Origin of the sequence: Cryobacterium sp. 10I5 (assembly GCF_035019865.1) — a bacterium.
Taxonomy (GTDB): Bacteria; Actinomycetota; Actinomycetes; order Actinomycetales; family Microbacteriaceae; genus Cryobacterium; species Cryobacterium breve_A.
In genome coordinates this window covers 1-236 of sequence record NZ_JASJVI010000245.1, presented here as the reverse complement: position 1 = coordinate 236, position 236 = coordinate 1, and the positions used below count along the sequence as shown (strand labels likewise).

At 71.6% G+C, this 236-nt stretch carries 1 pseudogene; it reads left to right on the top strand.

Annotated elements, in window-relative coordinates:
• A pseudogene (locus QN350_RS19875) lies at window positions 1-236 on the top strand (2-succinyl-5-enolpyruvyl-6-hydroxy-3-cyclohexene-1-carboxylate synthase); the annotation flags it as partial.

Here is a 236-nt window from a genome sequence, read left to right as displayed (position 1 = left end):
CGCGGGGAGTGCGGCAGAGGACTTCGCCCGGGCCGGCGGCTGGCCGCTGCTCGCCGAGGTGTCGAGCAACGCCCGCTTCGGGCCGAACCTCGTGGCCGCTTACCGTGAGCTGCTGCAGGCCGAGGACTTCGGCGGCAGGGTCGAACGCGTGATCGTGTTCGGGCATCCGTCGCTCAGCCGGGAGATCCCTGCCCTGATCCAGCGGGACGACGTCGAGACGATCGTCGTGGCCCCGA